Below are 25,631 nucleotides of genomic sequence, written 5' to 3'. Positions count from 1 at the left end.
TACTAGGCGTTTGCGCTGGTCAGGCCCGTACGCAGGCCCGCGACACGGGCGAGCCCGCGGTAGGAGTCGCGGAGCGCCTCGCGATCGTGGGTACTGGTCGTCACCAGCACCTCCTGCGCCCCGCTCTCCTTCACCACCCGCTCCAGCGCTTCGGCGACCTGCTCCTGGGTGCCGTACACATGCCCCTCCAGACCCGACTCGAAGAAGTCGCGCTGCTTCTCCGTCATCGTGAGCTCCTCGATCCGCTCGACGGGCAGGAGCGGCGGGAACACGCCCTGGGTGCGCGAGTACGCGAGCGACCACGCCTCCGGGATCAGCAGGCGCCTGGCCTCCTCCTCGGTCCCGGCCACGGCGACCGTGCCCGCGACGACGACGTACGGCTCGTCGGACCAGAGGGAGGGGCGGAAGGCGGAGCGATAGGTGTCGATCGCGCGCAGCATCCGCTCCCGGCCCCGCAGATCCCCGATGACCATGGGGAGGCCGGCCTCGGCGGCGATCGTCGCGCCCTCGCCGGTCGCGAGGACGTACGGCGGCACGCGCAGGCCCTCGGCAGGCCGGGCGTGCACCTGAGGATGGGCGGTCTGGGTGCCGGTGAACCAGCCGAGCAGCTCGGTCAGCTGCTCCGCGAACCGCTCGGCGTCGTCCTTGTCCCGGCCGAGCGCCCGCCGGATCCCGTCCGTGAAGCCGACCGAGCGGCCGAGCCCCATGTCGATCCGTCCGGGGAACAGCGACTCCAGGACGCCGAACTGCTCGGCGACGACCATCGGCTGGTGGTTGGGAAGCATCACCCCGCCCGTCCCGACCCTGATGGAGGACGTGGCGCCTGCGACGGCGGCGGCCAGGACGGCGGGGGCGGAGCCGGCCACGCCGGGCACGCTGTGGTGCTCCGACACCCAGAACCGGTGGTATCCGAGCGCCTCCGCCTCCCGGGCGAGATCCACCGTGGCACGCAGGGCGACGGACCCGTCCTCGCCCTCCCGCGTCCGGGAGCGGTCGAGGACGGAGAGACGGATGCCGTCGAGAGAAAGGGTCACGAAGGGTTCAACGTCACGGCGCCGCGAGGATTCCCGCGAGGCCGGATCGCCGGGGGGCGTCGCGACCCGGCCGTCGTCCGTGCCGGGCCGCGCTCCTCGGTGCCCGCGGTGTCGCCTCCGTCCCCGTCCGGCGTGTGTGACCGACCGGGCCGGATGCCGGTGCGCGACCACGTACTGCCTACGCTGTCCGTGTGACGCGAAACAGCAGGCCCGTGGCCGTCTTCGATCTCGACAACACTCTCTCCGGCACCGCCCACCGCCAGCACTTCCTGGAGGGCCGACCTCGCGACTGGGAGGGCTTCTTCGCCGCCGCGCCCCAGGATCCGCCGCTCGCGCAGGGCGTCGCCCTGTGCCTGGAGGCCGCCGAGGAGTGCGAGATCGTCTATCTCACCGGGCGCCCCGAGCGCTGCTGCGAGGACACCGTCGCCTGGCTCACCGCGCAGGAACTGCCCCAGGGGCGGATCCATATGCGCCGCAACAGCGACTTCCGTCCCGCGCGCCACACCAAGCTGGAGATCCTGCTCCGGCTCGGCCGCGACCGCGAGATCCGGATGCTGGTCGACGACGACGAGCTGGTCTGCGACGCGGCCGCACAGGCGGGCTTCCGGGTCGTCCGGGCCCGCTGGGCCGCGGCGTCGGAGGCCCTGAAGGACGCCCAGGAGAAGGAGGGCCGGACCTGACCGACCGGGTCAGTCGCCTTCCTCCAGCCGGAAGCCGACCTTCAGCCCGACCTGGTAGTGCGCGATCGCCCCGTCGACGAGGTGACCGCGCACCTGTGTCACCTCGAACCAGTCGAGGCCGCGGAGCTTCTGGGAGGCCCGGTCGATGCCGTTGCGAATGGCCTGGTCCACGCTCTCCGTGGAGGTGCCGACGATCTCGGTGACGCGGTAGGTGTGGTTCGACATGGGGGCCGAACTCCTCTCCTTGGACCTTGGGGGTCACTCCACCGTGCCCCACCACGCCCCGGTCCGCGACACGTCGGGCGCCGGGTGGTCGGCGGCCCCGTCGGAGAGGGCGAGCCGGGAGACGATCCGGTAGCGGTCGCCCCGGTACAGCGAGCGGACGTACTCCACGGGCCGCCCACCCGTGTCCGAGGTGATCCGGTCGAAGAGCAGGGCGGGGGAGAGGACGGGGACGCCGAGCAGCTCGGCCTCCTCCTCGCTCAGGACGGTCGGCTCGATCGACTGGACGGCGTGCGCCGTCCGGATGCGGCACTTCTCGCGCAGATGGGCGTAGAAGCCGCTCTCCATGGCGGCGGGGGTCAGGCCGGGCACCAGATCCGCGGGGACGTGCAGATGCTCCAGGGCGATCGGAGCCCCGTCGACGTGCCGCAGCCGCGCCACGTACACCAGCTCGGCCGCGGGGGAGACCTTCAGCTTCCGTCCGATCCGCGCGCCCGCCCGTACGGTACGGAACTCCAGCACCGTGCTCGTCCAGTTGCCGCGGCTCCGGGGCGCGCCCGCCGTGTGGTCCTCGGCGACGAGCTCCTGGGTGATCTTGGCCGGTGCGACGAACATGCCGCGCCCGTGTTCCCGTACCAGCGCGCCCGTCGCGACGAGTTCGTCGACGGCGGCGCGCAGGGTGGGGCGTGAGACACCGAGCGTTGCGCACAGGGTGCGCTCCGAGGGGATGGCGTCGCCGGGGCGGCGCCCGTCGATCACGGCCAGCAGATGCTCCCGTACCCGCTCCCGCTTGAGCTCCATCGCGCGCCCTCCCCGGCCTGTCGTCCGGCGGTCAGTATGCATCCCCGGCGGTCGAGGAGGTCACGACGCCGTCGCGGGTGAAGTCGAGCCGGGAGACGATCCGGTAGCGGTCGCCCCGGTACACCGAGTGGACGTACTCCACCGGTCGGCCCGAGGTGTCGAGGGTGAGGCGTTCGATCAGCAGCGCGGGGGAGAGGACGGGGACGTCCAGGAGGGCCGCCTCGGCCTCGCTGACGACGGTGGGCTCGATCGACTGCGTTGCCTCCCGGACATGGACACGGTGGTGGTCCCTGAGATGGTCGTACAGGTCGCCGGCCTCCAACTCCTCCGCGGTGAGGGCGGCGGGGACCAGATCCGCCGGGATGTGGAGGTGCTCGATCGCCATGGGGGAGCCGTCGACCAGACGGAGCCGGGCGATGTAGAGCAGCTCGGCGGCGGGGGAGATACGGAGCTTGCGGCCGATGCGCGCGCCGGCCCGGAGCCTGGCGGATTCGAGGACCGTGCTGGACCAGCTTCCGGAGGCGCGGGGAACGGTGAAGGCCGCGTCGTCCGGGGCGAGTTGCTGGGTGATCTTGGCCGGTGCGACGAACATGCCGCGCCCGTGTTCCCGTACCAGCACACCCGTCGCGACGAGTTCGTCGACGGCGGCGCGCAGGGTGGGGCGTGAGACACCGAGCGTGGCGCAGAGGGTGCGCTCCGAGGGGATCGGTTCGCCGGGACGCCCTGCCTCGATCAGGCCCAGCAGATGCTCCCGTACGCGCTCCCTCTTCAGCACCCCGCCCGAGGGGCTGTCCTTCATGCGCTCTCCCTGACTGGTCAACTGGTAAGGCTCATCCTAACCAGACCTCCTCGCTGTCGAATGGGTGAACAGCGCATATTTTTCAAGGGGTTGACGGCCACATTGGTCCATGCCACCTTCTGGTCACGCATCTGACCACTTGACCAATTGGTCAACCACTTATCGAGGTGCCCGTGAACATCCGCCCCCTCGCCGGCCCCGTCGCCCTCATGGCGACCCTGGCTCTCTGTGTCACCGCCTGCGGTTCCACCGACGACCCCGCGAACGCCGACGGGGCCGCGAAGGTCACCGTCTGGATCATGAAGGACAGCGTCACCGACGACTTCCTGACCCGCTTCCGCACGGACTTCGAGGCGACGCACAAGGGCACCACCCTGGACATCCAGATCCAGGAGTGGGACGGCATCGGCGAGAAGATCACCGCGGCCCTGGCCAGCAAGGACGCTCCCGACGTCATCGAGGTCGGCAACACCCAGGTCGCCCAGTACGCGGCGAGCGGCGGCGTCCGCGACCTCAGCGCGAAGGTCGCCGAGCTGAACGGGGCCGACTGGCTGCCCGGTCTCGCCGAGCCCGGCAGGGTCGACGGCAAGCAGTTCGGCATCCCCTGGTACGCCGCCAACCGTGTCGTCATCTACCACAAGGAGCTCTTCGCCAAGGCCGGCATCAGCGCCCCGCCCAAGACCCGCGCCGAGTGGCTCACCGTCACCGCCAAGCTCAACAAGGGCTCCACGCAGGGCATCTACCTCCCCGGACAGAACTGGTACACCCTGTCGGGCTTCATCTGGGAGGACGGCGGCGACCTCGCCGTGCAGAACGGCAAGGAGTGGAAGGGCGCGCTCGACACCCCGCAGGCCCTCGCGGGCATGGACTTCTACCGGCAGCTCCAGGCCCTCGGCAAGGGCCCCAAGGACTCCGACGAAGCCAAGCCGCCGCAGGCCGACGTCTTCGCCAAGGGGGACGTCGCCCAGATCATCGCCGTACCGGGCGGAGCGAAGATCGTCGAGGAGGCCAATCCGGCGCTCAAGGGCAAGCTCGGCTTCTTCCCGGTCCCCGGGAAGACGGCGGACAAGCCCGGCGCGGTCTTCACCGGCGGCTCCGACCTCATCGTCCCCGAGGCATCCGCCCACCCCGACGCCGCCTACGAGGTCGTCGAGGCGCTCGCCGGTGAGAAGTGGCAGACGGAGATGGCCAGAACGATGAGTTACGTGCCCAACCGCACCTCGCTCGCCCATGTGATCCAGGACGACGAGGGCACCGCCGCCATGGCCGCCGGTGCCGCGCAGGGCCGCGCGACGCCCAACTCCCCGCAGTGGGCGGCCGTGGAGGCCACCAACCCGATCAAGCAGTACATGACGGCCGTGCTCACCGGCACCGACCCGGCGCGGGCCGCCAAGGACGCGTCGGAGAGCATCACCAAGACCCTCGGCCCGTGAGCCGGCCGCGTCGCGGGGCCACCCTCTGGCCCTATGTCCTCGTCGCCCCTACGGTCCTCGGCGGCGCCCTGCTCCTCGGCTACCCCCTGGTCCGCAACCTGCTGATCTCCTTCCAGCAGTACGGAATGGGCGAACTGATCCGGGGCGGCGCCGGGTTCGTCGGCTTCCGGAACTACCGGACGGTCCTGGCCGACCCGGAGTTCTGGGAGGTCGTCCGGCGCACCTTCTGGTGGACCCTCGTCAACGTCGTCCTGATCACGGTGATCGGCACGCTCGTCGCGCTGATGATGCGGCGGCTCGGCCGGCGGATGCGGATCCTGGTCACGAGCGGGCTGGTCCTCGCCTGGGCCAGCCCGGTCATCGCCACCACCACCGTCTTCCAGTGGCTCTTCGCCTCCCGCCTCGGCATCGTCAACTGGGTACTCGTACGCCTCGGGTTCACCTCCTTCGAGGGGTACTCCTGGCTCGCCGACGGCACGGCCGCCTTCACCGTCCTCGTCCTGCTCGTGGTGTGGCAGTCGGTCCCCTTCGCCGCGATCACCCTGCACGCCGCGCTGCTGACCGTCCCCGAGGAGCTGTACGAGTCCGCCCGTCTGGACGGAGCAGGGGCCTTCCGGATCTTCCGCTCGATCACCCTGCCGCTGCTGCGGCCGATCTTCGGTCTGGTCCTGTGCCTCGAAGTCATCTGGGTCTTCCGCTGTTTCGCCCAGATCTGGGCGGTCACCCGGGGCGGCCCCGGAGACGCCACGACCACCCTGCCGGTCTACGCGTACCGGGTCGCGCAGTCACTGCACCGCTACGACCTCGGCGCGGCCGTCTCCACCCTGACGGTGCTCATCCTCGTCGCCGTGCTGATCGCCTACTTCCGTCAGATGCTCCGGCAGGAGGCCGACCGGTGAACTCCCGCGCGCTGCGCCGACTCCCTCTGAACACCGCCGCCGCGACCGTCTTCGTCCTCGCCGTCTTCCCGGTGTACTGGATGGTCTCCACGGCCTTCAAACCCACGCCCGACATCCAGGCAGAGACGCCCGTCCTGCTGCCGCCCTCCCTCACCCTGGAGCACTTCGCGCGCGCCGTGGAGGCGGACGGATTCTGGCTCTTCTGGCGCAACAGCCTGATCGTCACCGCCGGTTGCGTCCTGCTCGCGCTCGTCGTGGCGCTCGGCGCCGCCTTCGCGGTCGCCCGGATGCGCTGGCGCGGCCGACGCGCCTTCGTCCTCATGGTCTTCATCGCACAAGTGGCGCCGTGGGAAGCGCTGTTGATCCCGATGTACGTCATCGCCCGGGACGCCGACCTGCTCGACCGGCTGGGAACCCTGACCCTGATCTACTTCATGATCACCCTGCCGTTCACCGTCGTCACCCTGCGGTCCTTCCTCGCCGCCGTCCCCGCCGAGCTCGAAGAGGCCGCCCAGGTCGACGGCTGCACCCGGGCCCAGGCCTTCCGCCGCGTGACCCTCCCCCTGCTGGCCCCCGGCCTGCTGGCCACCTCGCTCTTCGGATTCATCACCGCCTGGAACGAGTTCGCCTTCGCCAACATGCTCATCATCAAGAACCAGGACGACCGCACGCTGCCCGTCTGGCTCTCCTCCTTCTCCAACGTCTTCGGCACCGACTGGGGCGCCACCATGGCCGCGTCCACCCTCTTCGCCCTGCCCGTCCTCGTCCTCTTCCTGGTCCTGCAGGGCCGGGTCGCCGCCGGGATGACCGGCGGAGCCGTGAAGGGATAGCGCGCCGCCATGCCCGTGCCCCACCTCGTCCCCCATCCCACCCAACTCCACCTCCTGCCGGGCAGATTCACCTTCGACGCCGACACCTCACTCAAGATCGCCACCGGGGCTCGGGTCGCCGCCGAGCTGCTGCGCACCCTCCTGGAGCCCGCCACCGGACTCCCGCTGCCCGAGCGCCCCGACGGCCCCGTCGTCCTCGCCCTCGATCCGGCTCTCACCGGTCTCGGCGACGAGGGCTACGGACTCACCGTCGGCCCCGAGGGCGTTCTGCTGCGCGCCGCCCGCCCCCGGGGGCTGCTGGCCGGAGTGCAGACACTCCGTCAACTCCTGCCCGTCCAGGCACTGCTCGACGAACCGGTCCCCGGCGTCGAGTGGTCCGTGCCCTGCGTACAGATCACCGACGTGCCCCGGTTCTCCTGGCGCGGAGTCATGCTCGACGTCGCCCGCCACTTCCGGCCCGTCTCCTTCCTCCGGAGATACGTCGACCTCCTCGCCCTCCACAAGCTCAACGTCCTCCACCTGCACCTCACCGACGACCAGGGCTGGCGCATGCCGGTCGCCGGCCGCCCCCGGCTCACCGAGATCGGCGGCTTTCCGCACGGCGGTGCCTACACCCGCTCCGAACTCGCCGGACTGGTGCGGCATGCGGCCGCGCGGGGTGTCACCGTCGTGCCCGAGATCGAGATGCCCGGGCACGCCAGGGCAGCCCTGGCCGCCTACCCCGAACTCGGCAACCGGCCGGACCGCAACCTGGGCGTCTGGGACCGCTGGGGTGTGTGCGACACCGTCCTCGGTGTCCACGACGGCGTCCTCGACTTCTGCCGCGAGGTCCTCGACGAGGTGCTCGACGTCTTCCCCTCGCCCCACGTCCACATCGGAGGGGAGGAGTGCCCGACCACCGAATGGCACGCCTCGCCCGAGGCCCGCCGACGGGTCGCGGAGCGTGGACTCGACGGCCCGGACGCCCTGCACGGCTGGTTCATGGAGCAGGTCGGGCGCCATCTCCTCGACGCCGGCCGCCGACCGCTCGGCTGGACCGAGACCGGCGCCGACCTCCCCCCGTACTTCACCGTCATGCCCTGGCGGGACACCGCCCACGGGCGCGCGGCGGCCAGCCGCGGCCACCAGGTCGTCATGGCGCCCCACCGTTCGACCTATCTCGACTACCCCCAGTCGGCGAGGTTCGACGAACCGCCCGGTCAGCCGGGCGCCGTCGTCGATCTGCGCGCCGTCCACGACACCGATCCCGCCCCGGCCCACTGGAGCCCGGAGGAGACCGCGCGGGTCCTCGGCACCCAGGCGCAGCTGTGGACCGAGTTCGTCCCCACCGCCGCGCATGCGGAGTACCTGACCTTCCCCCGGATCTGCGCCCTGGCCGAGACCGCCTGGACCGGGCGCAGGGACTGGCCGGGCTTCCAGGCCCGGCTGAGCCACCACCGGACCCGGCTCGACACCCTCCGGGTGCCGCGCCGCCTTTCCCCCACCTCCGTCCAAGGAGAGGAACCCCGATGAGCAACCGACCGATGAGTGCCCGACCGATCGGCGCCGGCCTGCGCATACGCGCCGCACTCGCCGTCGCCGCCGTGACCGGCCTCGGCGCCACCGCGCTGACCGCCCTTCCGGCCGTCGCGGCCGGCGAGGCCGTCACCGTCCAGTACCGGCAGAGCGCCACCGGGAGCGACCAGGTGGAGCCCTGGTTCAAGGTGGTCAACACCGGTTCGTCGAGCGTGCCGTTGAGCCAGGTCAAGGTGCGCTACTACTTCAAGGCCGACCCGGGAGCCTCGTACACCTACGCCTGCTCCTGGGCGGTGAAGGGCTGTGCCAACCTGACCGGCACCTTCGGCACGCTCGCGAATCCCACCGCCACCGCCGACCGCTATCTGGAGGTCGGCTTCACCGCGGGCGCGGGCAGCCTGGCCCCCGGCGCCGACACGGGCGACATGCAGCTGCGCTTCCACCGCTCCAACTGGCAGCCGCTGAACCAGAGCGACGACTACTCCTTCGGCCCGTCCCAGACCACGTACGCGAACTGGAGCAAGGTCACCGCCACCGTCGGCGGCGTCACGGTCTGGGGCACCGCCCCGGCCGGGAACGAGCCCACCCCGACGCCGACGGACCCGACCACCCCGCCGCCCACCGGTGGTCCCGCCCTCTTCGACGACTTCGACTACACCGGCCACACCGACCCGGCGATCGCCACCCACGGCTGGAGCGTGCGCTCCAACTCCGGCGGACCGGGCGTCCCCGGAGCCGGCTGGGCGCCCGAGAACGTGACCTTCGCCAAGGAGGGCACGAACTCGATCATGAACCTGAGGACCTCGACCGCCGGGACCGCCGAGTCCACCAAGCAGACCGAGATCCTCACCCGGGCCACGAAGTTCAAGAACGGCACCTACGCCGCCCGGGTCCGCTTCTCCGACGCGCCGATCTCCGGGCCGGACGGCGACCGTCTCGTCCAGACCTTCTTCACCATCAACGACCTCAAGGCGCCGATGGCGGACGACTACGCCGAGTACGACTTCGAGTACCTGCCCAACGGCGGCTGGGGCGAGCCCGCCAACATCCTCTACACCACCTCGTGGGAGACCTACCGGCCCGACCCCTGGGAGGCCGTCAACCAGCACTCGGAGGTCCGGGCGAGCTACGCCGGCTGGCACGACCTCGTCCTGACCATCGACGACAGCACGATCGTGTACTACGTGGACGGCCAGGAGTTCGGCCGCCACGACGCGCGCTATCTGCCCGAGCGCCCGATGTCCATCAACTTCAACCAGTGGCTCATCGACCTCGCGGGCCAGACCTCCACCACGGCGCGGTCCTACGACCAGAAGGTCGACTACGTCCTGCACGTGAAGGACCAGGTCCTGACCCCGGCCCAGGTGGCCGCCAAGGTCGCCGCGTACCGCACGGCGGGCACGGCCTTCGAGGACTCCGTGCCGGCCGTCCCGTAACGCCTGTCCCGCCCGTACCGGGCATAACGGGCGGGCGTGCCCGGCACGCCCGCCCCGAACCGGATGGACCGGGACTTGACCACCTGGTTGGTCCAGACCAGAATCCAGGCCACATACCCGCGCGAACACGCCGTTCGGTCCCCCCACGACGGGTCAGCTCCCCATGCCGCCCTCCATTTCATGGAACGCAGAAGGTGACCTACGTGAAGAACCGCCATCTCGTCTGTCCGCTCGCAGCCGCCACGGCCCTCGCCCTCGCGGGCTGCGGGCTCCTTCCCGGCGCCACCGAAGGCAAGCGCACGGTCAACGTCTGGCTGATGCGCGACAGCGTCAGCGAAGACTTCCTCACCCGCTTCACCGATGTGTACGAGGCCGAGCACCAGGGCATCGAACTGGAGTTCACCTTCCAGGAGTGGACGGGGATCGGCAAGAAGGTCACCGAGGCGATCAGCGGCAAGGGCGGCCCCGACGTCATCGAGGTCGGCAACACCCAGGTCGCCCAGTACGCGGACACCGACAAGCTCTACGACCTCACCCTGGAGTCCGTGCGCGACCTCGGCAGCGAGGACTGGCTGCCCGGTCTCGCCGAGCCCGGCCGCATCAGCGGAGCCCAGTACGGCATCCCCTGGTACGCCGCCAACCGCGTCGTGATCTACCACAAGGACCTCTTCCGGGAGGCCGGCGTCACCAAGCCGCCCGCGACCCGGGCCCAGTGGCTCGACGACACCGAGAAGCTCAACCGCACCGGCTCCCAGGGCATCTACCTCGCGGGACAGGACTGGTACACCCTCGCGGGGTTCATCTGGGACGAGGGCGGCGAACTCGCCGAGGACAAGGGCGGCGACTGGGCCGGTGCCCTCGACAGCCCGGCCGCGCTGCGCGGCATGGACTTCTACAAGGACCTGCAGTCGCTCGGCTCCGGACCCAAGAACGCCGACGAGCAGACCCCGCCCCAGGCCGAGGTCTTCGCCAAGGGCGATGTCGCCCAGATCATCGCCACCCCCAGCGCCGTCGCCGCCATCACCAAGGCGAACCCGGCGCTCGAGGACAAGCTGGGCTTCTTCCCGATACCCGGCAAGAAGGCCGGGAAGCCGTGCGCGGTCTTCACCGGTGGTTCCGACCTGATCGTCCCGGAGAACGCGCCCGAGCGGAACGCGGCCATCGACGTCGTCAAGGCGCTCGCCGGCGAGAAGTGGCAGTCCGAGCTCGCCCGGGCCATGAACTACGTCCCCAACAAGACCTCCCTCGCCTCGGTCGTCGAGGGCCAGGAGGCCACCGCCGCCATGGCCGTCGGCGCGGCACGCGGCAGGGCCACCCCCAACTCCCCGCAATGGGCCGACGTCGAGGCGTCCAACCCGATCAAGCCGTACATGACCGCGGTGCTGCAGGGCGACGACCCGAAGAAGGCCGCCAAGGCGGCCTCGGAGCAGATCACCCAGACCCTCGCCGAATAGCATTTCAGCGACCGCACACCCGCGATCCCCCGAACGGTCATGTCGAATCCAGTCGGTCACGGAAGAAGTAAGGAGCCGGACCACCGCTCACGCGGTCCGGCCCTCACCGTTCCCCTTCCGTACGCCGGAGGAGCCCGACATGCCCGCACCGTCGCCCGCAGCCGCTGCGGCCCCCGCCGTCCCCGTCCCCGCCGGGCTCCCCGTTCCCGCGGGTGTCCCGTCGGGCGTCACCGCCACGGCCGTCCCGTACGCCGGTGTCCCGGCCCAGCCGCAGCCCCGATCCGCGGTCCCGGCCGCCGACCCGGAGCCCCGCTACGTCGTCTGTCTCGCCCGCACCCAGGAGGACGTCCGCGCCGCCCAGCGTCTGCGTCACCAGGTCTTCGCGGGTGAGATGGGCGCCCGCCTCGACGGACCCGAGCCGGGCCTCGACACCGATGCCTTCGACGCCTACTGCGACCACCTGCTGGTGCGCGAGGAGGCCACCGGCGAGGTCGTCGGCACGTACCGCGTCCTGCCGCCCGATCGCGCCCGGATCGCCGGACGCCTCTACTCCGAGGGCGAGTTCGACCTCGGCAGGCTCGCCCCCGTCCGCGACGACCTCGTCGAGGTCGGCCGCTCCTGCGTCCACCCCGCCCACCGCAACGGCGCGGTCATCGCCCTGATCTGGGCCGGGCTCGCCCGCTACATGACCCGCACCGGCCACAACTGGCTGGCCGGCTGCTGCTCGATCCCGCTCGCCGACGGCGGCACCCTCGCCGCCGCCACCTGGGACACCGTCAAGGCCAAGCACCTCGCGCCCGAGGAGTACTGGGTCACCCCGCACAAGCTCTGGACCCCCGACGGCATCACCCGCCCCGAGGGGCGCGTCGAACTCCCGCCGCTGCTCCGCGGCTATCTGCGGCTCGGCGCATGGGTCTGCGGCGCGCCCGCCCACGACGTCGACTTCGGCGTGGCGGACCTCTACGTCCTGCTGTCGCTGCGCAACACCAACCCCCGCTACCTGCGCCACTTCCTCTCCCTCGCACCGGCGCAGTGACCGCCGCCGGCTCCGCCTCGCCCTGGCTGCCGGCCTCGCCGTGCGCACCCGAACCGTGCGCACGGCACACAGGACCGGCCTCCGGGCCCGTACGGGCCGCCGCCCGACTGGCCGTGGGCGTCGCCGCCGTCCTGCTCGGGGTGCTGCTCGCACCCCTGGCGGTGGCGCTGCCCCGCGCCGGCCGTCGGGCGCTCGTGCGCCGGTGGTGCCGACTGGTGCTCCGGGCCTTCGGCGTCCGCCTGAAGGTCACCGGAGTCCCCGCGCCCGCCGAGGGACCGCTGCTGATCGTCGCCAACCACATCTCCTGGCTGGACATCCCTCTCGTGGCCGCCGTCCTGCCCGGACGGATGCTCGCCAAGAAGGAGATCCGGGCCTGGCCGGTGCTCGGGCCGATCGCGGCCCGGGGCGGCACCCTCTTCATCGACCGCGACCGGCTACGGGCCCTGCCCGCCACCGTCCGCTCGATGGCACGGGCGCTGGCGGGCGGAGGGCGGGTGATCGTCTTCCCGGAGGGGTCCACCTGGTGCGGCAGGGGAGGCGGAGCCTTCCGGCCGGCCGCCTTCCAGGCCGCCCTCGACGCCTCCGTCCCCGTCCAGCCGGTACGGCTTGAGTACCGGCCGGCAGGGCCCGCCGCGTTCGTCGGGGACGATCCGCTCGCCGCCTCGCTCTGGCGGATCGCGGTGGCCCGCGGGCTCACCGCGGAGATCCGGATACTGGATCCGATATCCAACGTCCAATATCCGGACCGCCGCTCCCTGGCCCGTGCGGCTCAGCGAGCCGTCGCCAGCGACAGCGCGAACCGCCCCTCCTTGTCCGTCCACCAGCGGGTCAGTTCGAGCCCGGCCTCCGCCAGCTCCGCACGCACGCCCGCCTGACGGAACTTGGCCGACACCTCCGTCCGTACCTCCTCACCCGCCTCGAACGGCACCACCAGATCCAGCTCGGGAATCTTCACCGTGAGCGCGTGACGCGCCCGCAGCCGCATCTCGATCCACTCCCGCTCGTGGTCCCAGAGCGCCACATGGTCGAAGTCGTCCGGTTGCACGTCCGCGTCCAGCTCCCGGGCGATCACCGCCAGCACGTTCTTGTTGAACTCCGCCGTCACCCCGGCTGCGTCGTCGTACGCGGCGACCAGCGTCGCCTCGTCCTTCACCAGGTCCGTGCCGAGCAGCAGGGCGTCGCCGGGCGCCAGCATCGCCCGGACCGAACGCAGGAAGACCTCGCGCTCGTGGGGCAGCAGATTGCCGATCGTGCCTCCCAGGAACGCCACCAGACGCGGCCCGGGTGTGCCGGGCAGGGCCAGCCCCCGGGTGAAGTCGGCGACCAGGGCGTGGATGTGGAGCCCGGGCCGCTCCACGAGCAGCGCCTCCGCCGCGCCCTTCAGCGCCGACTCGCTCACGTCCACCGGGACGTAGCTGTCCAGCTCGGGCAGCAGCGCGTCGATCAGGAACCGGGTCTTCTCGGAGGAGCCGGATCCCAGCTCCACCAGCGTCCGCGCCCCCGTCGCCGCGGCGATGTCGTGGGCCCGGGCGATCAGGATCTCCCGCTCCGCGCGGGTGGGGTAGTACTCGGGGAGCTTGGTGATCTCCTCGAACAGGTCACTGCCACGCGCGTCGTAGAACCACTTCGGCGGCAGCTCCTTGGGCAGACGGGTCAGACCGTGCAGGACGTCGGCGCGCAGGTCGGCGTCCGTGGCGTCCTCGGGAAGGGTGCGGGTCAGCTGGAACGGGCTCACGAGGAGGGCTCCTTGAGCGAGGTGAGGGTGACATCGGCGCGGGTGGCGGACAGCAAGGTGCGGTCCGGCACCTCGCGCCAGAGCGGATCGTCGTCGTACGGCTCCGAGGCCACGACCGTGCGATCGGGGCGCTGCAGGTACCAGAGGGAGTTCCCCCAGGCGGTCGCGGCGATCTCGGCGCCGTCGGTGAGCAGGAGATTGAGACGGGACTCCGGGTCGGCCTCGGCGACCTCCCGTACGGTGTCGGCGAGCGCCCGCCCCGGCGAGTCGCCGGCCCGCAGCCGGTGCAGTACGAGACCCCACACCAGCGCCGAGTCGGTGCGGGCCTCCAGGGCGAGCAGTTCCGCGGCGGTCAGTGACGCGGCCAGGGACGTCAGCGAGTCGGGCCAGCCCGCCACCGCTCCGTTGTGGCTGAAGAGCCACGAGCCCGCCGCGAACGGGGCCGCCGCGGCCTCCCCGTCCGCGCCCGGCCGGGTGGCGCCCCGGACCGCCGCCAGCAGCGCCCGGGTGCGTACCACCCGCGCCAGATCGGCCAGGGAGAGATCGCCCCAGATGGGCGCGGCCCGGCGGTAGCGGGCCGGCACCGGGTCGCCGTCGGCGTACCAGCCGACGCCGAAACCGTCCGCGTTCACCACCCCGCTGAGCTGGGTGCGCGGCTGCCACGCCTGCCGCTCCAGCGAGTGCGGCGGCCGGAGCAGCAGCTCGCCGAGCGGCACGGGTTCGCCCAGGAAGGCGAGATGACGGCACATCAGACGAGCTCCGCGTCCCGTGCGGTCCGGAAGCCGGAGAAGATCTGCCGGCGTACGGGCAGGTCCCAGTTGCGGAAGGTGCCCCGGCAGGCCACCTCGTCCACCGCGAAGGACCCACCGCGCAGCACCTTGTGCGCCGGGCCGAAGAAGACCTCCGAGTACTCCTTGTACGGGAAGGCGGTGAATCCCGGGTACGGCAGGAAGTCGCTGGACGTCCACTCCCACACGTCCCCGATCAACTGCCGCACCCCGAGCGGCGAAGCGCCCTCGGGATAGCTGCCGGCGGGGGCGGGCCGCAGATGGCGCTGGCCGAGATTGGCATGCTCGGCCGCGGGGTCGGCGTCACCCCACGGATAGCGGCGCGAACGCCCGCTCGCCGGATCGTGCCGGGCCGCCTTCTCCCACTCGGCCTCGGTGGGGAGCCTGCGTCCGGCCCAGCGGGCGTAGGCATCCGCCTCGTACCAGCTGACATGCACCACCGGCTCGTCCTCGGGCACCGGCTCCGTCACGCCGAACCGGCGCCGCACCCACTGCCCGCCGTCACGCCGCCAGAACAGCGGTGCGGCGATGTCGTGCCTGCGGATCTGCTCCCAGCCCTCCGCCTGCCACCAACGCTCGTCCGTGTAGCCGCCGTCCGCGACGAAGGCCATGTAGGAGCCGTTGGTGACCGGGACGGTGTCGACGAAGAACGCCGGGACCGTCCGGACGTGCGCCGGGCGTTCGTTGTCCAGCGCCCACGGCTCGTCCGAGGTGCCCATCGTGAACGTCCCCCCGGGGACCAGGACTTCGGCCGGCAGCCCCCCGGTGCCGTTGGCCGGCGGCGGGGGAGCGGTCAGCGCCTGAGGGCCCTTTCGCAGCTGATGGGTGATCAGCATGGTCTCGTCGTGCTGCTGTTCGTGCTGGGCGATCATGCCGAAGGCGAACGCCGCCTCGACGAGCGGCCGGCCCTCCAGCGGCGTGGCCGCCAGGACGTCCAGGACCCGGCCCCGTACATCCGAGGCGTAGGCCCGGGCCTCGGCCGGCGGCAGCAGGGGCAGGGACGGGCGGCTGGCGCGCGAGTGTTCGAAGGCGTCGTAGATCGAGTCGATCTCCGGGCGCAGCGCGTCACGCCCCGCGACGGCACGCCACAACCACTGCTCCTCCTGGTTCCCGATGTGCGCCAGGTCCCACACGAGCGGCGACATCAACGGGGAGTGCTGCGCGACGAGTTCGTCGTCCTCGACACAGGAGGTGAGCAGCGCGGTGCGCTCCCGTGCGGTGGTGAGCGCGTCGAGAGCACGCCGCCGCAGGGCCGAGGGATCCGTCGTCACGGTCATGACGCCACCTCCTGGATGTCGTCGGCGGGACAGCTGCCGGGGAGTACGTACCGCTCATGGAAGTCGGCCACCGCCCGCAGCACGGAGTCGCTCGCCCCGATCCGGGGGAGCGCGTCCAGCGCGGCGGGGAACGCCTCGAGCGCGGCGGCATGCAGATCGGGGTCGGCGAGCCCGTCCCTGGCCGCGGCCAGCCAGAGCGGATTGCGCGGGGCCGCCTCCGGACCGGCCCGCTCGGCCAGCGGCTTGACCGCCCGGTAGACGCTCTCGGCGGCCTCCGGATCGTCGAAGAGTGCGGCGGTCACGGCCACCGGCACGATCCAGCCGTCCGGACCGCACTGGGCGTCGATCATCCGCAGCTCCAGATGCCCGCGCGGCCGCACCGGCGGGAACAGCGTCGTCAGGTGGTAGCGCAGATCGTCCTCGTCGGCCGGGCGGGGGCGGCCGGTGCGCAGCCACTCCCGGAAGGTGAGACCCTCCGGGACGACCCAGGGTGCCTCCTCGCCCCGTACGCACATCACCGGGGTGTCCAGCACATGCCTGGCCCAGGCCGCCCGGGGCTCCCCGTCCGGAGAAGGGGCGAGCGCGCGAGCGGGGTCGAGATCGGTCCACAGGGACTGCCGGGTCGACCGCCAGCCGGTCCGGCGCCCGCCGTGGACGGGCGAGTTGGCGAACGCGGCCACCAGGACCGCGCCCAGCAGATGGGCCAGCTGCCACCGGCGGTGGTAGCCGAGCGGTCCCGGCTCCTCGTGACCTGCGTCCAGACAGATCTGCACCGACGCCGAGTCGCACATCATGGCCCGCCCGGACGGTCCCGTGCGATCGAGAGCGGCCTCCATCGCGTCGTACCGGGGCTCGCGCAGCAGTCGCTCGCGCGGCGCGTTCCAGGGATCGACCCCGTAACCGCTGAGCGAGAGCCCGAGGGGAGTGAGCGCGTCACGCACGGCGCGCAGATCGGCCGAGAGAGTGTCGACGCACCCCATGAGGGAGGCGGCGGGCGGCGAGCTGAGCTCCAGCTGTCCGCCGGGTTCGAGGGTGATCGCCGAGGCCAGCGGCAGGGACCGTACGGTGTCGACGGCCGAGGCCAGCCGCTGTGGTGGGACGGGAAGCCGCGGGTCACGCAGCTCGTGGACGAGCCATTCCACCTCCACCCCGAGCGCGCGGGGTGGGCCCGTCTTGAAGCAGATACATCGCAGCAGGTCCTCGGCCTCGTCCTCGGTGAGGGCGGAACCGCTCTGCGGTATGCCGCTCGACGACATGTCGTTCCTCCTGTCTCGGAAGGCGCTGTTTCCACCTAAAGCCACGTCCGACCGGCGTGCAAGAGCGCCCCTTCGGCAGCACGGCGAATATCCTGTTGCCCCGGGGGAGCCGATTCGATCAAGCTTGCGCGCATGAGCGCACGACTGCGGGGGATCGCGAAGCAGACCGAGGAGATCGTCGAGGCGGGCCGTTACCGGGCCCCCGGAGGGCGGATCGTCTCGATCGAGGCCGAGCTGAGCGCGGCCGTGGCCGGAACCCGGCTCTACGGCCCCGAGCCCGTCCCCGCCCCCCTCGCCCCGGACACCGACCGCACCACCGCCATCACGGTCACGGACGAGAGCAGCCTCGTCGCCGCACGGCGGATGACCAGGGACGACGCCGCCCCGGTGGCCGTCCTGAACTTCGCCTCCGCCCGGAACCCCGGCGGTGGCTATCTGAACGGCGCCCAGGCCCAGGAAGAGGCCGTCTGCCGGGCCTCCGCCCTCTACACCACGCTCCTGCGCGCCCCCGAGTACTACGCGCACCACCGGGCCGAGCGGGATGCCTTCTACACGGACCGGGTGATCCTGTCGCCTGGCGTCCCCGTCTTCCGCGACGACCGCGGCGAGCTTCTGAGCGAGCCGTTCACGGTCGGCTTCCTCACCTCGCCCGCGCCCAACGCGGGTGTGATCCGCCGGCAGACCCCCGAGCTCGTCGGCCGCGTCCCGGCCGTTCTCGCCGCGCGCGCCGCGCGCGTCCTGGAGACCGCCGTGGCCGGCGGCTACCGCCGGCTCGTCCTCGGCGCCTGGGGCTGCGGCGTCTTCCAGAACGACCCCGCCGAGGTCGCGGCCGCCTTCCGCGCCCTGCTGACGGACGGGGGCCGCTTCGCCGGCCACTTCGACGAGATCGTCTTCGCGATCCTCGACCGCACCAAGGACCGGAACACGCTCGGCGCCTTCCAGCGGGTCCTCGCGGGCGCGTGACCGGCTACGACCAGCCGTAGCGCTCGATCAGGCGCTCGACGACACGGTCGAATCGCGGCCGGTCCAGGGCGCAGGCCTCCCGGCGCATCCCCGCCTCGTGGACCCGCAGCACCCGGTCGAGATCCACCCAGGACTCGCGACGCGCGCTGTCCCAGTCGCCCACCCCGATCGCCACCCACTCGCGATCACTGTCATGGCGCTTGCTCGACAGTTGTACGGCGAGCAGCGTCCCGGACTCCTCCCGCGCCACCACCAGAACCGGACGGTCCTTGCCCCGTCCGTCGTTCTCCTCGAAGGGCACCCAGGTCCAGACGATCTCCCCGGGATCCGGGGCGCCGTCGCGGTCGGGGGCGTAGGACGTGCGGACGGGGCCGATCGCATGCGGGTCGGCCTCGGTCGTGGAGTGCTGGAAGGTCGTCACGGGACCACCGTAGGGCCCCGGCCGGGAGCGACGTCCCTGACATGCGGTGCTCGTACCCGCGTGCGAGGCTGAAAACGGCCCCAGCGTCCGATTTTCGCCGTCAGGAGGCACGATCGTGGGCAAGAAACAGACCCGGGTGAACCGCGGCGCCCGTACGGGCGGTCACGAGCACAGGACCGAGGCGACGACGAAGGAACAGATGCCGTCCGTACGTGAGACCCCGCGGCCGATCATCGAGCAGGTCTCCCACAAGAAGGAGCGGAAGTTCGGCCACAACTGACTTCCGCACGACCGATCTTCCACGCGCCTGATCATCCGCCTGGTCGATGTAGACGTAGACGCAGACGCAGGACCGGGGCCCGACGCCACGAAGGCGCCGGGCCCGGCCTGTCGCCTTGCACCCGAGCGGCTACTCCCGGTCGTCGCCGACCGGGATCGCCTCCACCCGGGGAGCGGGCGGCGCCGCGCCGTCGACCGAGGGCGCCACCGCGGTCCGGGCGTCCGGACCCATCGTCGCGAGCAGCTGACGGGCCAGGCCGAGGCCCGTCCCGCCCATGGTCAGCGCCTTGGCGAACATCTCCGCCATCCCGTCGGCGCCGTTCAGCAGGACCATCTGGTCCACGTTGCCGAAGGCGGAAGCGCCCGCCTCGACGATCTCCGGCCACTTCTCGGCCAGCTGCTGGGCGACCACCGCCTCCTGGTTCTCGGCGAGCGCCGCCGCCCTCGCCTTGATCGACTCGGCCTCGGCAAGACCCTTGGCCCGGGCCGACTCGGCGATCGCGAGCCCCTTCGCCTGCTGGGCCGCCGCCTCCGCCTCACCGGTCAGCCGGGTCGCCGTCGCCTTGGCGGCACTGGCCAGCTCGGTCTCCTTGGCCTCCGCCTGCGCCGCCGAGATCCGGGCGTCGCGCTCGGCGTCGGCCCGCGTCCGCGTCTTGTACGCCTCGGCGTCCGCGGGCTTGCGGACGTCCGCCTGGAGCTGCTGCTCCTTGCGGTGCGCCTCCAGCTCGGCGACCCGGGTCTCCTGGACCACGACCTCCTGACGCGCTCCCGCCTCGGCCAGCGGACCGGCCTGCCGGGCCTTCGCGGACGCCTGGTCCCGCTCCGCCTGATAGCCGGCCTGGAGGATCTCGCTGTCGCGGGTCGCCTCCGACATCCGCGCCGCGGCCTGCTGTTCCGCCTCGGTCGCCCGACGGTTGGCCTCCGCCTGCGCGATCCGGGCGTCGCGCTGGACCGCCGCGGCATGCGGCGCGGCCAGGTTCTTGATGTACCCGGTCGGGTCCTCGATCTCGTGGATCTGCAGCGAGTCGACGATCAGGCCGAGCTTCTCCATCTCCGTGCCACAGGCCGAACGGGCCTGTCCGGTCAGCTTCTCCCGGTCACGGATCATGTCCTCGACCGTCAACCCGCCGACGATGGCGCGCAGATGACCGGCGAAGACGATGTGCACCCGCTCCGACATCAGCTTCTGCTGGTCGAGGAAACGGCGGGCCGCGTTGGCGATCGACACGAAGTCGTCGCCCACCTTGAAGATCACCACACCCCGGACCTTGAGCGGAATGCCCTGGTGGGTGACGCACTCCACCTGCAGCTGCGTCTCGTTGAGGTCGAGCGACAGTTTCCGTACCGCCTGGACCCCCGGCAGCACGAGAGTGCCGCGACCGGTGACGATCCGGAAGCCCATCCCCTCGCCGAGCCCCTCCATCCTGTGGTTGGAGCCGGAGATGATGAGCGCTTCGTTGGGTTCCGCGACGCGCCACATCAGTTTGAACAGTGCGATGAGAACGAGGACGGCGCCGATCGCGCCGCCCACCAGGATGCCGATGCCCATGGGCAGCTCCCCCTTCACCGGATCCGTGCGGATCCGGTGAAGGGAGTGTGCGCCCGCTCATGGCCGGCGCTCAACGGTTCGGTCAACTGTCGTACGCGGCTGTGACATAGACGGTGCGTGGAGGGAGATGTTCCATGACCATCACCACCGTTCCGGTCTCGATCCGCTCCTTGGGATTGGCGGCATGGGCGAGGAAGTGCTCCGCGCCGCCCCGGATCCGGACGATCACCTCGCCGACGAGGCCGGGTCCGACGGTGCCGGTGACCCGGCCGAGCATTCCCACCATCGAGACGTCGTCCATGACCAAAAGGTACGTCAGATCCATCCTTCCAGGGCGGTCATGAACCCTTCGAAGTCATCCCGGTGGATCGTATGACCCGCGCCGACGACCGTACGGAGTTCGAAACCGCGCTCCTTGAGCATCTGCGCCTTCTCGGCGGGGACCACGAAGCTCGGGTCGGCCAGCGTGACCAACGAAGGGACGAAGGGCCGTGCGGGCCACATGTCCTGGCCCACCACGCCCACCAGGCCGTGGGCGGTCCGCTCGTCCCAGAGCCGCACCGTCTCGACCTCGATGTCGAGATCCACCTCCGCCCAGCGGCGGTTGAGGATCCTGATGTGCTCGCGGGTGAGGGACTTGCCCTGGGTGAACATCTCCGGGCGGTAGCCCTCCTCCCCGGCCGGCAGATGCCAGGCCGGGTCGGAGTAGACCGCGCGGCGCGGCGCGAGCCGCTCCACCGCGGCCGCGAGGGCCAGGGCGCCGAGCGAGTGACCCAGCGCCAACTCGGCTCCGGCGGGCAGGTTCTCGACGAGGTCGTCGGCGTAGTCCGACGGGCGGTAGCCCTCGGGGCCCTCGGCGCGCGGGCTCGCGCCGTGACCGCGCAGGTCGACGGCGATCACCCGGTAGCCGCGCTCGGCCAGGGCCGGTCCGACCTGTCGCCAGGTGCGGTGGTCGCCCATGATGCCGTGGATCAGCAGCGCGATCCGGTCACCGGATCCCCACGTGGTGGTGTTCAGTCGCACGTCGATGCCTCTCGGGTGTGGTCTTCTCGTCTTCAGCGCACGGTACGGATCGGGCGCACGGCGAGCGCCCCGAGCACCGACAGTACGGCGGCGACGAGGAACAGCGCGGTGTATCCGCCGCTGAGCGAGACGACGAGCGAGGCGACGAACGGCGCGACGATCTGCGGCCCGGCGTTGGCGACGTTGAGCACACCCATGTCGCGGGCCGCGTCCTCGGCCTTCGGCAGCACCATGGTGACCAGTGCCGTGTCCACGGCCATGTAGCAGCCGAAGCCGAGGCCGTTGACGACGGAGAAGGCGAGCATCGCCGTCCAACTCGTCGACAGCGCCGGGATCAGGAGGGCGACGGCGGCGAGTGCGGCGGAGGCGCCGACGAAGAGCTTGCGGCGGTCGTGGCGGTCGGAGAGCCAGCCGCCCAGGACCGTGGAGACGACCATGGCGACCGCGTTGAGCGGCATCAGGATCGCCACCGCCTCCTCGGCCGTGAGCCCGGCCGGCAGATCGGTGTGGTCCTTGAGGATGTACAGCTGGAATCCGGCGACCGCGAAGTAGCCGAGGACCAGCAGCGCGCGGCCTATGAACGCCCAGCGGAAGTCGTGGTCCTTCAGCGCACTGCCGAAGGCGGCGATCTGCTGCTTCACGGGCAGCGGGGCCTTGGCGGGCATCCGCCGCTCGCGGGCGCAGGCGGTGAACAGGACGGCGGCGGCCGCCACGATCACGCCGAAGACCAGATAGCCGGTGCGGTAGTCCTCCGAGAAGGCGGCGCCGATCAGCGCGCCGATGGTGGAGCCGACGGGGAGGCCGAGCCCGACGGCCGCCGATGCCTTGCCGCGCGCGGCCAGGGGCACGCGGTCGGGCACGACCGAGGTGAGGGCCGCCTGGTAGATGTTCATGACGGCCTGGCCCAGACACCAGGCGATCATCACCAGCAGGATCGTGTCCACGCTGCCCAGCAGGAACATCACGGGTATCGCGAGCAGACCGCCCGCCAGGATCCACGGATTGCGCCGCCCCGTACGGTCCGAGAGCGCGCCGGCCACCGGGTTGAACACGGTGGCGAAGATGGCGGAGACGCCGGAGACCAGACCGAAGTTGGCCACCTTGTCCGCGGGATCGATGTCCTCGATCTGGAGCGCGAGGAGCATCCCGGGTACACCGACGTACAGCGCGTACATCGCCGTGTTGCCGGCCAGGAGCAGGGACAGCAGACCACGCGTCGGCTTGGGGGCCGAGGGTGAGCCGACGCCGGGAGTCGTGCCGGCGGTGGTGCCGGAGCCCGGGGAGGAAAGGGCCACAGTGCCCTCCTGAGGAGATCGCCCGTGCGGGGGCGAGGAGCGGATCGAGGGTGAGTGACACGTGTCAGTGACACGCGTCAGCACTGTGTAGCACTCGATTCCGGCCATCCGCCAGACCCTGGGCCGGATCGGTCTGGAAAGATGCCGGAGCGATGAGCCAGTCACCCAGACAGTCCGCCGAACGTGCCGTCCCGACGAGTGCCGATGTCGCGCGCCTCGCGGGCGTGTCCAGAGCGACCGTGTCGTACGTGCTGAACAACACCGCGGCCGTACGGATCAGCGAGCCGACCCGTCAACGGGTGCGCGAGGCGGCGGAGGAGCTCGGCTATGTGCCCCACGCCGCGGCCCGCAGTCTGCGCGCCGGCCACAGCCGGATGGTCCTGCTCCCGACCGCGCAGGTGCCGGTCGGCCCGCTCTACAGCACCTTCTTCAACGAACTCCAGTGGGCCCTGCGCCGGCTCGACTACACCGTGGTGCAGTACGGGAGTCTCGGCCTGGACGGGGACGAGGCCGCCCGCGCCTGGGCCGAGCTCCGCCCGGTCGCGGTGGTCTCCTTCGGTGAGGTCGAACTGACCCCGAACGGAGTGGAGATCCTCAAGCGCTCCGGCGCGAAGGCCGTGATCACCGTCGGCCCGCAGCGGGTCGCGGGAACGCACGCCCTGGTCATGGACCAGGGGAGGGTCGGTCGCGTCGCCGCCGAGCATCTGCTCGAGCGCGGCAGGCGCCGGATCGGTGTGGTGGTTCCCGGGGAGCCGGGACTCGAGATGTTCTCGGGCCCCCGGCTGGACGGCGCCCGCCAGGCGGTGGCGGGGACCGACGCCACGGTCGTACCCCTGCCGCTGCGGTACGAGGAGGACTCGGCGAACGAGCTCGCCGGGCGATGGCGCGAGCTCGGGCTCGACGCCGTCTTCGCGTACAACGACGAGTACGCGATGCTCCTGATGCGTGCCCTGCAGGACGCCGGGATCTCCGTCCCGGAGGAGACCGCGGTCGTCGGCTCGGACGATCTGCTGCTCGGGCGGCTGCTGCGGCCCCGGCTGACCACGGTCCGGATCGACATGGTGATCGGCCGGCGCCTCGCGGAGCTCGTCGACAGCGCGGTCCGCGACCCGGAGGGCACCCCGGAGGCCCGGGAGCTCATGGCCTCGCAGGTCGTGCCCCGGGAGTCCAGCTGAGCGCTCGGCGCCGCGGCGGCTTAGCGTCGAGGCATGAGCACCTTTCCGAGGCGTTTCGAGATCCTTCTCGTTCCCGAGCACGTGGAGGACCGGGGCGGAGCGTCCGTCGAGGACAGCGCGGTCCGCTCGGCGGTCGTCGAGGCCACCGGCCGGACCGGGGCCACGGGGTATCCCCGCTACGAGGGCCACGGCCTGGCGGCGGACATCGATCCCGAGACCCGCACGGTCGAGGCGCTGCTGGTCGACGGCCGGGAGCTGGACTACGGTCTGACCGCGCTGATCCGGCACGCGGCGGGGTAGTGACCCGAGGGCGCGGTGTATCGGTTCATCCACCACGCATCGAGATGCGGCACCGTTGACATGAGGCGCCGCCCGACGGAGACTCGGCGCGCACGACCATGAAGGAAAATTCACCAGGCGAACGTTGTGAACGTACCGCAGGTCACGTGGGAGAGAACCGATGAGCATCCGCGACGTCTACATCGTCGACGCCGTCCGCACGCCGATCGGCAAGTTCGGGGGCGCGCTCTCCTCCGTACGCCCCGACGACCTCGCCGCGCACGTGGTCAAGTCCCTCGTGGACCGGACGCCCGACCTCGATCCGGCCCGCATCGACGACGTCTACTTCGGCGACGCCAACGGCGCGGGCGAGGACAACCGCGACGTGGCCCGCATGGCCGTCCTGCTCGCCGGGCTCCCGACCTCCGTCCCGGGCGTCACCGTCAACCGCCTCTGCGGCTCGGGGCTCGAGGCGGTCATCCAGGCCGCCCGCGCCGTCGCGCTCGGCGACGCCTCCGTGGCGATCGCCGGCGGCGTCGAGTCGATGTCCCGTGCCCCCTGGGTCCTGCAGAAGCCCGAACGCGCCTTCCCGGCCGGCCATCAGCAGCTGCACTCCACGACGCTGGGCTGGCGCATGACCAACCCGCGCATGCCCGCCGAGTGGACGGTCGGGCTCGGCGAGGGCGCGGAGCTCGTCGCCGACAAGCACGGCATCACCCGCGAGCAGCAGGACGCGTTCGCCCTCGCCAGCCACCAGAAGGCCGCCGCCGCGTGGGGCAAGGGGCTCTACGACGGCGAGGTCGTGCCGTACGGGGACGTGGACCTCGCCCGTGACGAATGCATCCGCGACACCACCTCGATCGAGGCCCTGGCCAAGCTGAAGCCCTCGTTCCGGCGCGAGGGCGGCACGGTCACCGCGGGCAACGCCTCGCCGCTCAACGACGGCGCGGCGGCCCTGCTCCTGGTCGACGAGGAGGGGCTGCGGGAGACGGGCCGCGAGCCGCTGGCGCGCATCAGGGCCTCCGCCGTCACCGGGATCGAGCCGCAGCTCTTCGGGCTCGGCCCGGTCGAGGCGGTCCGGCGCGCGCTCGAGAAGTCGGGACGCTCCTTCGGCGACCTGACGACGTTCGAGCTGAACGAGGCCTTCGCCGCCCAGTCGCTCGGCTGCCTCGCCGAGTGGCCGGAACTCGACCCCGAGATCGTCAATCCGCGCGGCGGCGCCATCGCCATCGGCCACCCGCTGGGCGCCTCCGGCGCGCGGCTCGCCGGCTCGGTGGCCCACCAGCTCGCCGCGGCGGGCTCGGGCACCGGCCTCGCGGCGCTGTGCATCGGCGTCGGGCAGGGGCTGGCGCTGGTCCTGGAGCGCTGAGCCGGCGCGGGCCGAGCCAGGGGCGCTCGGCGGGCGCCGCCGAGGAAGTCGCGGGAACGCCGGAGGGGCGGTACGGGATCTCC

Annotated in this window: 27 protein-coding genes; 14 read left to right on the top strand and 13 right to left on the bottom strand. The window is 71.7% G+C overall.

Features of this window, described 5'->3' with window-relative positions; translation table 11 throughout:
* Positions 1 to 2 precede the first annotated feature (2 nt).
* Positions 3 to 1,034 carry an LLM class flavin-dependent oxidoreductase gene (locus tag ACFQ7Q_RS26185; protein WP_383559257.1) on the bottom strand — a complete coding sequence of 344 codons (1,032 nt, stop codon included), beginning with the start codon at positions 1,032 to 1,034 and terminating at the stop codon, positions 3 to 5.
* 191 nt (positions 1,035 to 1,225) lie between these two features.
* Here ACFQ7Q_RS26185 and ACFQ7Q_RS26180 point away from each other — a divergent pair, with 191 nt between their 5' ends.
* A complete protein-coding gene (locus ACFQ7Q_RS26180; RefSeq protein ID WP_383559255.1) occupies positions 1,226 to 1,714 on the top strand; it encodes a hypothetical protein in 489 nt (162 codons plus the stop codon).
* A gap of 9 nt (positions 1,715 to 1,723) precedes the next feature.
* Here ACFQ7Q_RS26180 and ACFQ7Q_RS26175 read toward each other — a convergent pair whose 3' ends face one another.
* The 3 genes from ACFQ7Q_RS26175 to ACFQ7Q_RS26165 are packed head-to-tail and all read right to left on the bottom strand — an operon-like array spanning position 1,724 to position 3,536.
* A complete protein-coding gene (locus tag ACFQ7Q_RS26175) occupies positions 1,724 to 1,939 on the bottom strand; it encodes a dodecin (RefSeq protein WP_383559253.1) in 216 nt (71 codons plus the stop codon).
* 33 nt (positions 1,940 to 1,972) lie between these two features.
* Positions 1,973 to 2,737: a GntR family transcriptional regulator gene (locus tag ACFQ7Q_RS26170; RefSeq protein ID WP_383559251.1), complete on the bottom strand. Its 765-nt coding sequence runs from the start codon at positions 2,735 to 2,737 to the stop codon at positions 1,973 to 1,975.
* 31 nt (positions 2,738 to 2,768) lie between these two features.
* The gene (locus ACFQ7Q_RS26165) at positions 2,769 to 3,536 is read right to left on the bottom strand and encodes a GntR family transcriptional regulator (protein ID WP_383559249.1); all 768 of its coding nucleotides are present in this window, start codon (positions 3,534 to 3,536) and stop codon (positions 2,769 to 2,771) included.
* A 173-nt stretch (positions 3,537 to 3,709) separates the two neighbouring features.
* Between ACFQ7Q_RS26165 and ACFQ7Q_RS26160 the strand changes: the two genes are divergently transcribed.
* From ACFQ7Q_RS26160 to ACFQ7Q_RS26125, 8 genes are all read left to right on the top strand, one after another.
* Positions 3,710 to 4,969 (top strand): extracellular solute-binding protein, encoded by a 1,260-nt coding sequence (locus ACFQ7Q_RS26160; RefSeq protein WP_383559248.1) that lies wholly within the window; start codon positions 3,710 to 3,712, stop codon positions 4,967 to 4,969.
* A complete protein-coding gene (locus ACFQ7Q_RS26155; RefSeq protein WP_383559246.1) occupies positions 4,966 to 5,868 on the top strand; it encodes a carbohydrate ABC transporter permease in 903 nt (300 codons plus the stop codon). Before ACFQ7Q_RS26160 ends, ACFQ7Q_RS26155 begins: the two co-directional genes overlap by 4 nt.
* Positions 5,865 to 6,698 carry a carbohydrate ABC transporter permease gene (locus ACFQ7Q_RS26150; protein WP_383559245.1) on the top strand — a complete coding sequence of 278 codons (834 nt, stop codon included), beginning with the start codon at positions 5,865 to 5,867 and terminating at the stop codon, positions 6,696 to 6,698. Before ACFQ7Q_RS26155 ends, ACFQ7Q_RS26150 begins: the two co-directional genes overlap by 4 nt.
* Before the next feature lie 9 nt (positions 6,699 to 6,707).
* Positions 6,708 to 8,210, top strand: coding sequence for a beta-N-acetylhexosaminidase (locus ACFQ7Q_RS26145; RefSeq protein ID WP_383559244.1), 1,503 nt, complete (start codon positions 6,708 to 6,710; stop codon positions 8,208 to 8,210).
* Entirely contained in the window at positions 8,207 to 9,649 is a 1,443-nt protein-coding gene (locus tag ACFQ7Q_RS26140) for a cellulose binding domain-containing protein (RefSeq protein ID WP_383559243.1), read from the top strand. The genes ACFQ7Q_RS26145 and ACFQ7Q_RS26140 overlap by 4 nt, the downstream gene beginning before the upstream one ends.
* 203 nt (positions 9,650 to 9,852) lie before the next feature.
* Complete coding sequence (locus tag ACFQ7Q_RS26135; RefSeq protein ID WP_383559286.1) at positions 9,853 to 11,103, top strand: extracellular solute-binding protein; 1,251 nt, start codon at positions 9,853 to 9,855, stop codon at positions 11,101 to 11,103.
* Between the two features lie 139 nt (positions 11,104 to 11,242).
* Positions 11,243 to 12,139 carry a GNAT family N-acetyltransferase gene (locus tag ACFQ7Q_RS26130; protein WP_383559242.1) on the top strand — a complete coding sequence of 299 codons (897 nt, stop codon included), beginning with the start codon at positions 11,243 to 11,245 and terminating at the stop codon, positions 12,137 to 12,139.
* On the top strand, positions 12,136 to 13,014 hold the full coding sequence (locus tag ACFQ7Q_RS26125) for a lysophospholipid acyltransferase family protein (RefSeq protein WP_383559240.1): 879 nt from the start codon (positions 12,136 to 12,138) through the stop codon (positions 13,012 to 13,014). The genes ACFQ7Q_RS26130 and ACFQ7Q_RS26125 overlap by 4 nt, the downstream gene beginning before the upstream one ends.
* Here ACFQ7Q_RS26125 and egtD read toward each other — a convergent pair.
* Genes egtD through egtA form a run of 4 tightly spaced genes read right to left on the bottom strand, consistent with a single transcriptional unit; the run spans position 12,909 to position 17,195 of the window.
* The gene (gene egtD / locus ACFQ7Q_RS26120) at positions 12,909 to 13,874 is read right to left on the bottom strand and encodes an L-histidine N(alpha)-methyltransferase (protein WP_383559239.1); all 966 of its coding nucleotides are present in this window, start codon (positions 13,872 to 13,874) and stop codon (positions 12,909 to 12,911) included. The two genes, ACFQ7Q_RS26125 and egtD, sit on opposite strands and share 106 nt — an antisense overlap.
* Positions 13,871 to 14,623 (bottom strand): ergothioneine biosynthesis protein EgtC, encoded by a 753-nt coding sequence (gene egtC, locus ACFQ7Q_RS26115; protein ID WP_383559237.1) that lies wholly within the window; start codon positions 14,621 to 14,623, stop codon positions 13,871 to 13,873. The genes egtD and egtC overlap by 4 nt, the downstream gene beginning before the upstream one ends.
* On the bottom strand, positions 14,623 to 15,939 hold the full coding sequence (gene egtB / locus ACFQ7Q_RS26110) for an ergothioneine biosynthesis protein EgtB (protein ID WP_383559236.1): 1,317 nt from the start codon (positions 15,937 to 15,939) through the stop codon (positions 14,623 to 14,625). The genes egtC and egtB overlap by 1 nt, the downstream gene beginning before the upstream one ends.
* Positions 15,936 to 17,195 carry an ergothioneine biosynthesis glutamate--cysteine ligase EgtA gene (egtA, locus tag ACFQ7Q_RS26105; protein ID WP_383559234.1) on the bottom strand — a complete coding sequence of 420 codons (1,260 nt, stop codon included), beginning with the start codon at positions 17,193 to 17,195 and terminating at the stop codon, positions 15,936 to 15,938. The genes egtB and egtA overlap by 4 nt, the downstream gene beginning before the upstream one ends.
* 132 nt (positions 17,196 to 17,327) lie before the next feature.
* Here egtA and ACFQ7Q_RS26100 point away from each other — a divergent pair, with 132 nt between their 5' ends.
* Complete coding sequence (locus ACFQ7Q_RS26100) at positions 17,328 to 18,158, top strand: TIGR02452 family protein (RefSeq protein ID WP_383559232.1); 831 nt, start codon at positions 17,328 to 17,330, stop codon at positions 18,156 to 18,158.
* A gap of 4 nt (positions 18,159 to 18,162) precedes the next feature.
* On the opposite strand, the gene ACFQ7Q_RS26095 is transcribed toward ACFQ7Q_RS26100, so the two are convergent.
* The gene (locus ACFQ7Q_RS26095) at positions 18,163 to 18,579 is read right to left on the bottom strand and encodes a type II toxin-antitoxin system PemK/MazF family toxin (protein WP_383559231.1); all 417 of its coding nucleotides are present in this window, start codon (positions 18,577 to 18,579) and stop codon (positions 18,163 to 18,165) included.
* Between the two features lie 115 nt (positions 18,580 to 18,694).
* Between ACFQ7Q_RS26095 and ACFQ7Q_RS26090 the strand changes: the two genes are divergently transcribed.
* Complete coding sequence (locus ACFQ7Q_RS26090; protein WP_383559230.1) at positions 18,695 to 18,859, top strand: hypothetical protein; 165 nt, start codon at positions 18,695 to 18,697, stop codon at positions 18,857 to 18,859.
* Positions 18,860 to 18,988: 129 nt separating this feature from the next.
* Here the strand turns inward: ACFQ7Q_RS26090 and ACFQ7Q_RS26085 are convergent, their stop codons facing one another.
* The 4 genes from ACFQ7Q_RS26085 to ACFQ7Q_RS26070 form a co-directional block, all read right to left on the bottom strand.
* Positions 18,989 to 20,407, bottom strand: coding sequence for a flotillin family protein (locus tag ACFQ7Q_RS26085; RefSeq protein ID WP_383559228.1), 1,419 nt, complete (start codon positions 20,405 to 20,407; stop codon positions 18,989 to 18,991).
* An 82-nt stretch (positions 20,408 to 20,489) separates the two neighbouring features.
* The gene (locus ACFQ7Q_RS26080; RefSeq protein ID WP_329113158.1) at positions 20,490 to 20,708 is read right to left on the bottom strand and encodes a hypothetical protein; all 219 of its coding nucleotides are present in this window, start codon (positions 20,706 to 20,708) and stop codon (positions 20,490 to 20,492) included.
* A gap of 14 nt (positions 20,709 to 20,722) precedes the next feature.
* Entirely contained in the window at positions 20,723 to 21,430 is a 708-nt protein-coding gene (locus ACFQ7Q_RS26075; RefSeq protein WP_383559226.1) for an alpha/beta fold hydrolase, read from the bottom strand.
* A gap of 32 nt (positions 21,431 to 21,462) precedes the next feature.
* Positions 21,463 to 22,725, bottom strand: coding sequence for an MFS transporter (locus ACFQ7Q_RS26070; RefSeq protein WP_383559224.1), 1,263 nt, complete (start codon positions 22,723 to 22,725; stop codon positions 21,463 to 21,465).
* Between the two features lie 152 nt (positions 22,726 to 22,877).
* Here ACFQ7Q_RS26070 and ACFQ7Q_RS26065 point away from each other — a divergent pair, with 152 nt between their 5' ends.
* The 3 genes from ACFQ7Q_RS26065 to ACFQ7Q_RS26055 all read left to right on the top strand — a co-directional run bounded on the left by ACFQ7Q_RS26065 (position 22,878) and on the right by ACFQ7Q_RS26055 (position 25,548).
* Positions 22,878 to 23,900: a LacI family DNA-binding transcriptional regulator gene (locus ACFQ7Q_RS26065; RefSeq protein WP_383559222.1), complete on the top strand. Its 1,023-nt coding sequence runs from the start codon at positions 22,878 to 22,880 to the stop codon at positions 23,898 to 23,900.
* A gap of 33 nt (positions 23,901 to 23,933) precedes the next feature.
* The gene (locus tag ACFQ7Q_RS26060; RefSeq protein ID WP_383559220.1) at positions 23,934 to 24,200 is read left to right on the top strand and encodes a hypothetical protein; all 267 of its coding nucleotides are present in this window, start codon (positions 23,934 to 23,936) and stop codon (positions 24,198 to 24,200) included.
* A 160-nt stretch (positions 24,201 to 24,360) separates the two neighbouring features.
* Positions 24,361 to 25,548, top strand: coding sequence for a thiolase family protein (locus ACFQ7Q_RS26055; RefSeq protein ID WP_383559219.1), 1,188 nt, complete (start codon positions 24,361 to 24,363; stop codon positions 25,546 to 25,548).
* Positions 25,549 to 25,631 lie beyond the last annotated feature (83 nt).

Origin of the sequence: Streptomyces sp. NPDC056527 (assembly GCF_042794475.1) — a bacterium.
Taxonomy (GTDB): Bacteria; Actinomycetota; Actinomycetes; order Streptomycetales; family Streptomycetaceae; genus Streptomyces.
Note: the sequence above shows the minus strand (reverse complement) of the source record. Positions and strands in the feature narration are given on the sequence as shown.

Excerpts from the sequence above, each read along its gene's own strand:
- ACFQ7Q_RS26130 (WP_383559242.1), top strand. The coding sequence starts at position 11,243 with ATGCCCGCACCGTCGCCCGCAGCCGCTGCGGCCCCCGCCGTCCCCGTC.
- ACFQ7Q_RS26055 (WP_383559219.1), top strand. The coding sequence starts at position 24,361 with ATGAGCATCCGCGACGTCTACATCGTCGACGCCGTCCGCACGCCGATC.
- egtB (WP_383559236.1), bottom strand. The coding sequence starts at position 15,939 with ATGACCGTGACGACGGATCCCTCGGCCCTGCGGCGGCGTGCTCTCGAC.
- ACFQ7Q_RS26100 (WP_383559232.1), top strand. The coding sequence starts at position 17,328 with ATGAGCGCACGACTGCGGGGGATCGCGAAGCAGACCGAGGAGATCGTC.
- ACFQ7Q_RS26140 (WP_383559243.1), top strand. The coding sequence starts at position 8,207 with ATGAGCAACCGACCGATGAGTGCCCGACCGATCGGCGCCGGCCTGCGC.
- ACFQ7Q_RS26165 (WP_383559249.1), bottom strand. The coding sequence starts at position 3,536 with ATGAAGGACAGCCCCTCGGGCGGGGTGCTGAAGAGGGAGCGCGTACGG.
- ACFQ7Q_RS26145 (WP_383559244.1), top strand. The coding sequence starts at position 6,708 with ATGCCCGTGCCCCACCTCGTCCCCCATCCCACCCAACTCCACCTCCTG.
- ACFQ7Q_RS26065 (WP_383559222.1), top strand. The coding sequence starts at position 22,878 with ATGAGCCAGTCACCCAGACAGTCCGCCGAACGTGCCGTCCCGACGAGT.
- egtA (WP_383559234.1), bottom strand. The coding sequence starts at position 17,195 with ATGTCGTCGAGCGGCATACCGCAGAGCGGTTCCGCCCTCACCGAGGAC.
- ACFQ7Q_RS26085 (WP_383559228.1), bottom strand. The coding sequence starts at position 20,407 with ATGGGCATCGGCATCCTGGTGGGCGGCGCGATCGGCGCCGTCCTCGTT.
- ACFQ7Q_RS26080 (WP_329113158.1), bottom strand. The coding sequence starts at position 20,708 with ATGGACGACGTCTCGATGGTGGGAATGCTCGGCCGGGTCACCGGCACC.
- egtC (WP_383559237.1), bottom strand. The coding sequence starts at position 14,623 with ATGTGCCGTCATCTCGCCTTCCTGGGCGAACCCGTGCCGCTCGGCGAG.
- ACFQ7Q_RS26175 (WP_383559253.1), bottom strand. The coding sequence starts at position 1,939 with ATGTCGAACCACACCTACCGCGTCACCGAGATCGTCGGCACCTCCACG.
- ACFQ7Q_RS26170 (WP_383559251.1), bottom strand. The coding sequence starts at position 2,737 with ATGGAGCTCAAGCGGGAGCGGGTACGGGAGCATCTGCTGGCCGTGATC.
- ACFQ7Q_RS26060 (WP_383559220.1), top strand. The coding sequence starts at position 23,934 with ATGAGCACCTTTCCGAGGCGTTTCGAGATCCTTCTCGTTCCCGAGCAC.